This window comes from Sulfuricaulis sp. (assembly GCF_049587675.1).
Classification (GTDB): Bacteria; Pseudomonadota; Gammaproteobacteria; order Acidiferrobacterales; family Sulfurifustaceae; genus Sulfuricaulis.
The window spans coordinates 1-9,823 of the sequence record NZ_JBAVEJ010000184.1; the positions used below are offsets into that span (position 1 = coordinate 1).

General features: G+C 60.5%; 11 protein-coding genes. 5 read left to right on the plus strand and 6 right to left on the minus strand.

All coding sequences use genetic code 11. From position 1 onward, the window contains the following. Positions 1-357: 357 nt before the first annotated feature. From WB402_RS09565 to WB402_RS09585, 5 genes are all read right to left on the minus strand, one after another. Positions 358-612, minus strand: a complete 255-nt coding sequence (locus WB402_RS09565; RefSeq protein ID WP_424207268.1) for a YfhL family 4Fe-4S dicluster ferredoxin — start codon at positions 610-612, stop codon at positions 358-360. A gap of 39 nt (positions 613-651) precedes the next feature. Next, complete coding sequence (coaD, locus tag WB402_RS09570) at positions 652-1,131, minus strand: pantetheine-phosphate adenylyltransferase (RefSeq protein ID WP_424207270.1); 480 nt, start codon at positions 1,129-1,131, stop codon at positions 652-654. A gap of 76 nt (positions 1,132-1,207) precedes the next feature. Further along, positions 1,208-1,786, minus strand: coding sequence for a 16S rRNA (guanine(966)-N(2))-methyltransferase RsmD (gene rsmD / locus WB402_RS09575; RefSeq protein WP_424207272.1), 579 nt, complete (start codon positions 1,784-1,786; stop codon positions 1,208-1,210). Positions 1,787-1,808: 22 nt separating this feature from the next. Continuing rightward, complete coding sequence (locus tag WB402_RS09580) at positions 1,809-3,113, minus strand: M16 family metallopeptidase (protein ID WP_424207274.1); 1,305 nt, start codon at positions 3,111-3,113, stop codon at positions 1,809-1,811. Next, entirely contained in the window at positions 3,103-4,482 is a 1,380-nt protein-coding gene (locus WB402_RS09585) for a M16 family metallopeptidase (RefSeq protein ID WP_424207276.1), read from the minus strand. The genes WB402_RS09580 and WB402_RS09585 overlap by 11 nt, the downstream gene beginning before the upstream one ends. A gap of 88 nt (positions 4,483-4,570) precedes the next feature. On the opposite strand from WB402_RS09585, the gene ftsY reads away from it, so the two are divergent. From ftsY to rpoH, 4 genes are all read left to right on the plus strand, one after another. Next, on the plus strand, positions 4,571-5,533 hold the full coding sequence (gene ftsY / locus WB402_RS09590) for a signal recognition particle-docking protein FtsY (RefSeq protein ID WP_424207277.1): 963 nt from the start codon (positions 4,571-4,573) through the stop codon (positions 5,531-5,533). 11 nt (positions 5,534-5,544) lie between these two features. After that, a complete protein-coding gene (gene ftsE / locus WB402_RS09595) occupies positions 5,545-6,216 on the plus strand; it encodes a cell division ATP-binding protein FtsE (protein WP_424207279.1) in 672 nt (223 codons plus the stop codon). Further along, entirely contained in the window at positions 6,213-7,130 is a 918-nt protein-coding gene (gene ftsX / locus WB402_RS09600) for a permease-like cell division protein FtsX (protein WP_424207281.1), read from the plus strand. The genes ftsE and ftsX overlap by 4 nt, the downstream gene beginning before the upstream one ends. A gap of 136 nt (positions 7,131-7,266) precedes the next feature. Next, the gene (gene rpoH / locus WB402_RS09605; protein WP_424207283.1) at positions 7,267-8,121 is read left to right on the plus strand and encodes an RNA polymerase sigma factor RpoH; all 855 of its coding nucleotides are present in this window, start codon (positions 7,267-7,269) and stop codon (positions 8,119-8,121) included. A gap of 83 nt (positions 8,122-8,204) precedes the next feature. Here rpoH and WB402_RS09610 read toward each other — a convergent pair whose 3' ends face one another. Then, positions 8,205-8,453 (minus strand): hypothetical protein, encoded by a 249-nt coding sequence (locus WB402_RS09610; RefSeq protein WP_424207285.1) that lies wholly within the window; start codon positions 8,451-8,453, stop codon positions 8,205-8,207. A gap of 113 nt (positions 8,454-8,566) precedes the next feature. Between WB402_RS09610 and rlmKL the strand changes: the two genes are divergently transcribed. After that, the coding region (gene rlmKL, locus WB402_RS09615; protein WP_424207287.1) for a bifunctional 23S rRNA (guanine(2069)-N(7))-methyltransferase RlmK/23S rRNA (guanine(2445)-N(2))-methyltransferase RlmL at positions 8,567-9,823 on the plus strand (1,257 nt) is incomplete at its 3' end.

The following is a 9,823-nucleotide window of genomic DNA, read 5'->3' on the forward strand; positions in this document are numbered from 1 at the left end:
ATCTGGCACTAGGGGTTTTCAGATCCCCGTAGCCGCCGAGCATCGCAGGGAAAATCGGGAGAAGCGAGCCTCGTGTTTGAGCCCGAGGGTGAGGCGGAGTATTCATGGAAGTCCGGTGGACTTCCACGCCGCCGAACGGGTGCGCCGTGATTCGGCGCACCCCGGGCACGAAGGAGACGTCGTGCGCTCCGGGGTGTGTTTCTTTTGGTGACTTTTCTTTGCACAAGCAAAGAAAAGTCACCTGCCGTGGGTCAGCCACCCACAAGTAGCTTTTAAGATCGCGCGCCTAGCGCGCGATACCATAACAAAAAAGGCGGCCGAAGCCGCCTTTGCAATACAGAAAACAGAAAATCGAAATCAGGCCGATTTCCGGATCAGCTCCTGATATTTCCGCTGCAATTCCTCTTTGGACTCCGGATGATTCGCATCGGGAATAATGCAATCCACCGGACAGACATCCACGCACTGGGAAGTTTCAAAGTGGCCGACGCATTCGGTGCAGAGATCAGGGTTGATCTGGTAGATCTCTTCGCCCATGGTAATCGCCCCGTTCGGGCACTCGGGCTCACAGACATCGCAGTTGATGCATTCGTCGGTAATCAGCAAAGACATAAAATACCCTTGAAAGAATCCGGTTAAAGCCGTTACATCTTAACGTATTTTCGCCGCCATCGCAGCCGCCACACGCGCGTCCACGAAATCCGAGACATTGCCGCCGAGCAGCGCGATCTCCTTCACCAGCGAAGCGGAGATGAACATCTCCTGCTCCGAGGGCGTCATGAACACCGTTTCCACTTCCGGCGCGAGTCGCCGGTTCATGCCGGCGAGCTGAAACTCGTATTCGAAATCCGAGGCCGCGCGCAACCCGCGCAGGATCACGTTGCCGCCATGCTGACGCACGCAATCGATCAGCAGATTGTCGAAGCCGGTGACCTTCACGCCTTTGATGTCCGCCAGCACCGTGCGCGCCAGTTCCACGCGTTCCGACAGTTTGAATAACGGCTGCTTCTGCGGATTGGCCGCCACGGCGACGATCACCTGATCGAACAGGCGCGCCGCGCGACGCACCAGATCCGTGTGGCCGTTGGTGATCGGGTCGAACGTGCCGGGATACAGCGCGATGACTTTCATTCAGGCTCTCGGAACTGCACAAAGCATATCACTGCACATAGCTTTCCCCTTGACGAAAATCAAGATGACCTGTTTCTCATCCGGTTTTTTGCGCCAGATGATATCCCACCTGCCCGGCTTTTTTGCTGCGGATCAATTCCCAGGTCGCCGGCAAGGGTAACACATCGACCTGACTGGGCGCCTCGACATAGACAAAACCACCGCGCTTGATCCAGCCGTTCGTTTCCACCAGCTCCGCGCAAGGCGCGATAAGATCGCTATTGAAGGGCGGGTCCAGAAAAACGATGTCAAACGGCTGCGGCGTCTGACGGAGAAAATCGACGGCATCTGCCTGCACCACGCCGGCGTTGAGTGCCTGAAGAATTGCCACATGTTGACGCAGGGATTCCACCACATGCGCGTTCTTTTCCACCATGACCACCTGTCCGGCGCCGCGCGACAAGGCTTCCAGGCATAAGGCACCGGTCCCGGCGAAAAGATCGAGACAACTCGCACCGGCGATATAAGGCTGCAACCAGTTGAAAAGCGTCTCGCGCACGCGATCGGGGGTGGGCCGCAATCCCTCCGCTTCGGGAATGCTCAGACGCCGGCCGCGCCAGCGTCCGCCGATAATGCGAAGCTTGCCCGGATAAGACAATCCCGTCTTCGTGGCCACGCGGCGGCGCGCGGACCTGCGGTCAGCGGCCGCCACCGACGATGACCGTCACCATTTGGTCAGGATGGACGCGCTGCCGGAAGGCATTGCGAATCTGTTCAACCGTCACCGCGTCGATGCGCGGAATGAAATCATCGAGATAAGTCAACGGCAGTCCATAAAAAGCAATGACCGCCAGGTTCTCGGCGATCTTGCCATTGCTGTCGAGACGCAGCGGGAATCCACCGGTGATGTGCTTCTTCGCGGCAGTAAGTTCCTGCTCCGTCGGCCCTTTGTCGACGAAATCCGAAATGACCTGACGGACAAGCTTGAGCGCCTGATCGCGCTGCGCGTTTTTAGTCTGCAATCCTACGATCAAGGGTCCCGCTTTGCGCAGCGGCAGAAAATAACTGTAAACGCTGTAGGACAGGCCGCGTTTCTCCCTCACCTCCGTCGACAGGCGTGACACCAGTCCGCCGCCGCCGAGAATGTAGTTGCCGACATACAACGGGAAATAATCCGGATCACCACGCCGCATTCCCGGCTGGCCCAGGATGATATGCGTCTGGGTGGCGGGAAACGCCACTTGCTTCTGCCGCGGGGCATAGAGCGTACGCACCAGGGGCAGCGGAACCTCTGCTTGGCCCGCGGGCAAGTGACCGACGACACGTTCGGCGATTTTGCGCGCCTGGCGCTTGCTCGCGTCACCGACAATCACGAGCCAGGCATTGGCGCCGACAAAATAACTCCGATGCTGCTTCTGCAAATCCTCGCGAGTGATCGCCTTCAGGCTGGATTCATCTCCCTGTGGGTCATGGGCGTAGGGGTGATCACCGTAAAGCTCGCGGTAAAACGCCTTATCGGCGATCGCACCCGGCGATTGCATGTCCTTTTGCAAGGCCACCAGCGCCTGCTCGCGGTTCCGTTCGAGACTGGCCGCCGGAAATGACGGTGCCGCCAGAATTTTGGAATACAGATCGAGCGCCGGATCGAGCAGCGCGGAATCCGAGAGGCTGCGCAGGTCCACGGTCGCCATGTCACGATCGACGCCGGCACCGAACTCGGCGCCCAGACTCTCGAACTGACTGGCAATGTCGTCGGCGGTCAGATCGCCCGTGCCTTCATCGAGCATGGCGCTCGTCAGACGCGCGAGCCCGGCTCTGTTGGCCGGATCGCGGCTCGAACCGGCGTCGAACACGGCCCGGATCTGCAGCATCGGCAGTTCGTGGGTTTCAACGAAATAGACGCGCGCCCCGTTGTCCAGCATCCACTGCTGGATTTTCGGGGCGGCCGACGCGACTCCCGACATGAATAGCAGGCAGAGGAATACCAGAGTTCTAGCGAACATCGCCGCCTCCCCGAGGCCGCGGCATGCGCCGCTGCCCCTTGCCGATCGGCTGCGGATCGAGCACCGCCACCGTCAGGTTCGTGTCCACGAGATACTTGCGTGCCACCGTCTGCACCTGCTCCGCGGTGACGGCCTTGAGCTTGTCCGGGTAGTCGTCGACCATGTGCCAGTCGAGTCCGACCGCCGCCAGGCGCCCGATCTGCATCGCCTGATAGAACACCGAATCGCGGCTGAAGACATTGCTCGCCACCACCTGCGCCTTGACGCGTTTCAATTCCTCGTCGGTGGCCGGCTCCTTCTTGATGCGTTCGATCTGCGCCCGGATGGCCTGTTCGAGCTCCGCGACGGTATGGCCGTTGGCCGGCGTGGCTTCGATCATCAGCAGACCAGGAGAACGCGCAACCGCCGAGTAGTCGGTGCCGATGCTGGCGGCAAGTTTTTTCTCGCGCACCAGCTCGCGCTCGAAACGCGCCGCCTGCCCGCCATCCAGGATACCGGTCAGCACACTCAGCGCGTAAGGTTCCCATTCGGCGACATCGCTTCCATGGCCTGCGGAGGCATGCACCGGCGTATGATAGCCCATGAGGAGGTAAGGCACTTCCGCCGGAATCGCGACACGGATGCGTTGTTCTTGCTTCTGCTCGGGTTCCACGACTTCCTTGGCCCTCTCGACGGAACGTGCCGGAATCTGTCCGAAATATTTCTGCGCCTGCGCGATTACCTCTTTCGGCTCGACGTCGCCGACCACCACGAGTATTGCGTCGGACGGGGTATACCAGCGTTCGTACCAGTCACGCAGTTCCTTGACTGTCATGGACTCCAGATCGGCCATCCAGCCGATCACCGGGTGCCGGTAGGGGTGGACCTTGTACGCGGTAGTCATGAATTTTTCCTGAACGATCGCCTCGGGCTGGTCCTCGGTGCGCCACCGGCGCTCTTCCATCACCACCTTGATCTCCTTGCGAAACTCCTCATCGGCCAGCGTCAGATTCTGCATGCGGTCGGCTTCGAGTTCGAAGGAAATCGGCAGGCGCGATTTTTCCAGCTGCTGGAAATAGGCGGTGTAGTCGTAACTGGTGAAGGCATTCTCGCGTCCGCCGTTTTCGGCGATGATGCGCGAGAACTCGTTGGGTCCGTGCTTGGCCGTGCCCTTGAACATCATGTGCTCAAGCACATGCGAGATGCCGGTGACGCCGTCGGGCTCGTCCTGGCTGCCCACCCGGTACCAGATTTGCGATACCACCACCGGCGAGCGGTGATCCTGCTTGACGATGACGCGCAGGCCGTTGGCCAGCGTGGTTTCCTGCGTCTGGTCGCAGGCCGTGAGCCACAGGCTCAGAAACAGGAGCCACAAAAGTTTTTTGTACATGGGGTTTCCGTGGTGATGATTCTTTATATACTATTGTGCCACAGCTTAGAGCATCGACACCGAAAATAATTCCCCAGGATCATCGTTCTTGAAAGAATTCCGCCATCCGAAGCAGACCGAAAACACCCGGCCCGCCGGCCTCTTCGGCCGCCTGCGTGAAAAGCTTACCGCTACTCAGCGCAGCTTCACCCGCGGCCTGAGCGACCTGCTGCTCGGGAGCCGCGCGCTCGATGACAGCCTGTTTGAGGAACTCGAAACGCTGCTGCTGTCCGCCGATGTCGGCGTGGAAACCACCCAATATCTATTGAAAGGTATCACGGAGCAGGTCTCGCGCAAGCAGCTGACGGACACGCGCGCCGTCTACCACGCCCTGCGGCAAAGTATCCTCTCCATCGTGGAACCCTGCAGCCGCCAGCTCGACATCACTCCCGTCAAGCCTTTCGTCATTATGGTGGTGGGCGTCAACGGCGTCGGCAAAACCACCACCATCGCCAAGCTCGCCAACCGCCTCAAAAACAACGGGCACGCGGTCATGCTGGCCGCCGCCGACACCTTCCGTGCCGCCGCCATCGAGCAGCTCAAAACCTGGGCCGGACGTCTCGATATTCCGGTGATCGCCCAGCATACCGGGGCCGATGCCGCGGCCGTGGTGCATGACGCCGTAAACGCCGCAACCGCGCGCGGCAGCGATATCCTGATCGTGGACACCGCCGGACGGCAGCACACACAGGCGGACTTGATGGATGAACTGAAAAAGATCAAACGTGTGATCGGCAAGGCCGATTCCTCCGCGCCGCATGAGGTGCTGCTGGTGCTCGATGCCGGCACGGGGCAGAACGCGCTCTCGCAGCTCACCCATTTCGGCGAGGCCGTGGGGGTAACGGGCCTCGCGCTCACCAAGCTCGACGGCACCGCCCGGGGAGGCATTCTGATCGCCATCGCACGCAAAACCGGGCTGCCCATCCGCTACATTGGCGTGGGCGAGGGCATGGACGACCTGCGCGAGTTCGATGCCGGAGAGTACGTCGATGCGCTGCTGCCCGCGCCTTGAGCCGGTCGAACATGATCCAGTTTACCCACGTCTTCAAGCGTTATCCCGGCGGCTTCGACGCGCTGCGCAATATCAACCTGCAGATCGGTGCGGGTGAAATGGTTTTCATCACCGGTCATTCGGGCGCGGGCAAGAGCACGCTGCTCAAGCTCATCACCGCCATCGAGCGACCGACGCGCGGTGAGGCCGTTGTCAACGGCAAAAATCTTCTGCGCCTGCCGCGACGCCGCATCCCCTACTTCCGGCGCGAGATCGGCGTGGTGTTTCAAGACCACAAGCTGCTGTTCGATCGCACGGTCTTCGACAACGTGGCGCTTCCCCTGATCGTCACCGGCGCGGATCCGCAAGAGGTTCCCCGACGCGTACGCGCGGCGCTGGAAATGGTCGGGCTGCTCAGCAAGGAAAAAATGTATCCGGTCACGCTCTCCGGCGGCGAGCAACAGCGAGTCGGCATCGCCCGCGCCGTGGTCAACAAACCGCCGCTGCTGCTCGCGGACGAACCCACGGGAAACCTCGACAGCGCGCTGTCCGACGAAATCCTCGATCTGTTTCTCGACTTTCATCACCACGGCGTCACCGTGATGATCGCCACCCACGACTGGCATCTAATCAACCGCGCGCGTCAGCGTGTCATTGAATTGAAGCAGGCCGAGCTGGTCCGCGACTCGGGGACGGCGGCATGATCAAAAACTATTTTTTGCGTCATGCGCAGGTGTTTTTCTACAGCCTCGGGCAACTTACGCGTACGCCGGTCGCCACGTTCCTGACCGTGGCCGTCATCGGCATCACCCTGGCGCTGCCGGCCGGTCTTTATGTCGCTATCGAAAACGTACAGCGTCTCGCCAGCGGCTGGGAAGACAACGGTCAGATATCGCTGTTCCTGAAGCAGGACGTTCCGGGCGCGGCCATCGAAAAACTCGCCGACAAAATCCGCCGCATGCCCGCCGTCTCCTGGGTGGACTATGTTTCGCGCGAGGCGGCGCTCACCGAATTCAAACGCCTGTCCGGCTTCGGCGAGGCGCTGAATGCGCTCGATCGCAATCCGCTGCCGGCGGTGCTGGTCGTGCATCCAGCCGCCAAGTACGCGCATCCCGACAAGCTGCAGGAGCTGCTCAAGGACCTGCGCCGCTTCAACGAGGTGGACATCGCGCAGATCGATCTCGACTGGGTACGCCGCTTGCATGCGATGCTCGAACTTGCGCGTCAGAGCGTGCTGATCCTGGCCGCGGGACTGGCGATAGCCGTGCTGCTCATTATTGGCAATACGATCCGGCTGGCGGTCCTCAATCGCCGTGACGAGATCGAGATCACCAAACTGATCGGCGGGACCAACGCTTTCATCCGCCGTCCCTTCCTCTATACCGGCACCCTGCAGGGCCTGCTCGGGGCGCTGCTGGCCTGGCTGCTGGTGGGTCTGGGCCTGTTGCTCCTCACCGACCCCATCAACAACCTGGCCGGACTGTATGGGAGTCAGTTTGAGGCTGAGAATTTGGGCATCCTGGCTACCCTGGCCCTGATTGGCGCCGGGGGGCTGCTCGGCTGGCTGGGTTCCCGCCTGGCTGTCGGCCGTCATTTGCGGGCCATAGAGCCGCACTAAATCCATTGAAACCATGACTTTTTCCCTACTTTTCCAAGGGAAAAAGAACTTTTTAGTGATTTGGCACTCATATGGGCCGAGTGCTAAAATGTTTTTCCAATAACCGGTAGTTCTGAATTAGTGGAGGTTCCGACCCATGGCCCAGTCACTGACATTGCCCATTAACCTCTACCCCGAAAAGGGGCTGTCGACCTATATCCGGGCGGTCAATGCGCTGCCGGTTTTGAGCGTGGAGCAGGAACGCAAACTGGCGCGGCGCTATCGCAAGCACAACGACCTCGACGCCGCCCGCCAACTGGTGATGTCGAACCTGCGTCACGTAGCACGCGTCGCGCGCGGTTTCTCGGGCTACGGCCTGCCGCAGGCGGACCTGATCCAGGAAGGCAACATCGGTCTGATGAAGGCGGTCAAGCATTACGACCCGGCGCACAAGGTGCGGCTGATGTCATTCGCAATCCACTGGATCCGCGCCGAGATCTTCGACTACATCCTGCGCAACTGGCGCATCGTCAAGGTGGCGACCACCAAGTCGCAGCGCAAACTGTTTTTCAACCTGCGCAAGTCGCGTGAACGTCTGGGCTGGATGACGCGCGGCGAAGTCGATGCATTGGCCGAGAATCTGGACGTGGCGCCGGAGACCGTGCAGGAAATGGAAGGCCGCATGAGCAACGCGGACGTGGCGTTCGACGCCGACAACGATGCCGATGACGACAGTTTTCACGCCGCGCCGGCAGGCTACCTGCAGGACATGCGCTATAACCCGGAAGTCCTGGCAACGCAGTCCGATCAGGATGATTTGCGCCAGACGCAGTTGAGTTCCGCACTGACCTCACTCGATGCACGCTCGCGCAATATCATCCAGCGCCGCTGGCTCGATGAGAAAAAACCGACGCTGCACGAACTGGCCGACGAATACGGCATCTCGGCCGAGCGCATCCGCCAGATCGAGATGAAGGCGCTGGATGTGATGAAAGACGCGCTCGAAGCATAAACGCCGCCTTGCCTGAGAATCGAAGGGCTTCCACCGGGAAGCCCTTATTTTTTGGACTGGTGTCTTGCCTCTGCACTGCCACATCAGGCCTCCGCATCAAGCCAGCACACCAGGTAATAGAGCCGCAAGCCTTCCGAAGATCGCGATGGCCCGATGACCCGGGCCGGATAGAGATTCTTTTCTGGATTAGCACCGGAAACCGCCGCCGCCTCGGAATCAACCACGGTCACGCAATTCTCCGGAAACCGGTCGCGGGTGCGCCGCGGCGCGTAGATCAGCGCGAAACATTCGTTGACGACCTTGCCTTCCGGATCGAGACCGATGCGCGCCATGAGCGTTTACCCAGAATCAGTGGTTGATTGACCGATTATCATACCCGCCAACCAAGACCATAACCATTTTCATTTACCGCAATCACCGGGGCACGTAACATGCAGCCCCATCCATGACTTCACCCCGACAACTTTTTGCCACCTGCCCCAAAGGCATCGAGTCTTTGCTCGCCGATGAATTGCGCGAACTCGGGGCCGAAGGCGTCAAGGAAACCCGCGCCGGGGTCGCATTCACCGGCACGCTAGCGACTGCCTATCGCGCCTGTCTGTGGTCGCGGCTCGCCAACCGCATCCTGTTGCCGCTCAAAAGTTTTCCCGCCACTTCACCGGAGGCACTCTATGATGGCGTCCAGACCATCGCCTGGAAAGAGCATCTGGCGTCCGAGGGCACGCTGGCGGTGGATTTCACCACATCGCAATCCGTCATTACCCATTCGCATTACGGCGCGCTCAAGGTGAAAGATGCCATCGTAGACCAGTTGCGTGACGAATTCGGCGCGCGCCCGTCGATAAACACGGCGCAACCCGATGTGCGGGTGAACATCTATCTGCTGCGCGATGAAGCGACGGTTAGTTTGGATCTATCGGGTGAATCGCTGCATCGGCGCGGTTACCGCGCGCAGACGGTGGAAGCGCCGCTAAAGGAAAATCTCGCCGCGGCCATCCTCATGCGCGCTAATTGGCCCGCCATCGCCAAGGAAAACGGGGCGCTGGTCGACCTGATGTGCGGCTCGGGTACGTTGCTGATTGAAGCGGCCATGATCGCGGCCGACATTGCGCCCGGGCTGGCGCGCGAGTACTTCGGCTTTCTCAACTGGAAACAGCACGATGCCACCCTTTGGTCGGATTTGATCGAGGAAGCGCACAACCGTCGCGAAGCCGGGCTCCCGAAATTACCGCCGATTCACGGCTACGACCGCGACGCGCTGGCTATCCGCGCCGCGCGCGACAACATAAAACGCGCGGGGCTGGGTAATCTTATGCTTGCACAACAACGCGAGCTGGCTGCCTGCACACCGGAACAGAGCCTGACCGGGCTCGTGGTGGCCAACCCGCCCTACGGAGAACGCCTGGGCCCAAGCTCCGAACTGCCGGCGCTTTACGCTGAACTCGGTGCACAGCTGAAGGCATGCTTCCCCGGCTGGCGCGCCGCGGTGTTCACCGGCAATCCCGAACTTGGAAAATCCATGGGTCTGCGCGCCAAGAAAATGCACACCCTCTACAACGGCGCGATCGAATGCAAGCTGCTGCACTTCGACATCACGCCGGAAAATGTCGTGGTTGAACGCGCGCCGAAACCCTTCGAGATCCGCCCCGGTTCCAGCGCAGAGATGTTCGCCAACCGCCTGCGCACGGACCTACAGCACTTC

Coding starts and splice junctions, on each gene's coding strand:
- WB402_RS09565 (WP_424207268.1), bottom strand. CDS start 612: ATGTCTTTGCTGATTACCGACGAATGCATCAACTGCGATGTCTGTGAG.
- coaD (WP_424207270.1), bottom strand. CDS start 1,131: ATGAAAGTCATCGCGCTGTATCCCGGCACGTTCGACCCGATCACCAAC.
- WB402_RS09580 (WP_424207274.1), bottom strand. CDS start 3,113: ATGTTCGCTAGAACTCTGGTATTCCTCTGCCTGCTATTCATGTCGGGA.
- WB402_RS09585 (WP_424207276.1), bottom strand. CDS start 4,482: ATGTACAAAAAACTTTTGTGGCTCCTGTTTCTGAGCCTGTGGCTCACG.
- ftsE (WP_424207279.1), top strand. CDS start 5,545: ATGATCCAGTTTACCCACGTCTTCAAGCGTTATCCCGGCGGCTTCGAC.
- ftsX (WP_424207281.1), top strand. CDS start 6,213: ATGATCAAAAACTATTTTTTGCGTCATGCGCAGGTGTTTTTCTACAGC.
- rpoH (WP_424207283.1), top strand. CDS start 7,267: ATGGCCCAGTCACTGACATTGCCCATTAACCTCTACCCCGAAAAGGGG.
- WB402_RS09610 (WP_424207285.1), bottom strand. CDS start 8,453: ATGGCGCGCATCGGTCTCGATCCGGAAGGCAAGGTCGTCAACGAATGT.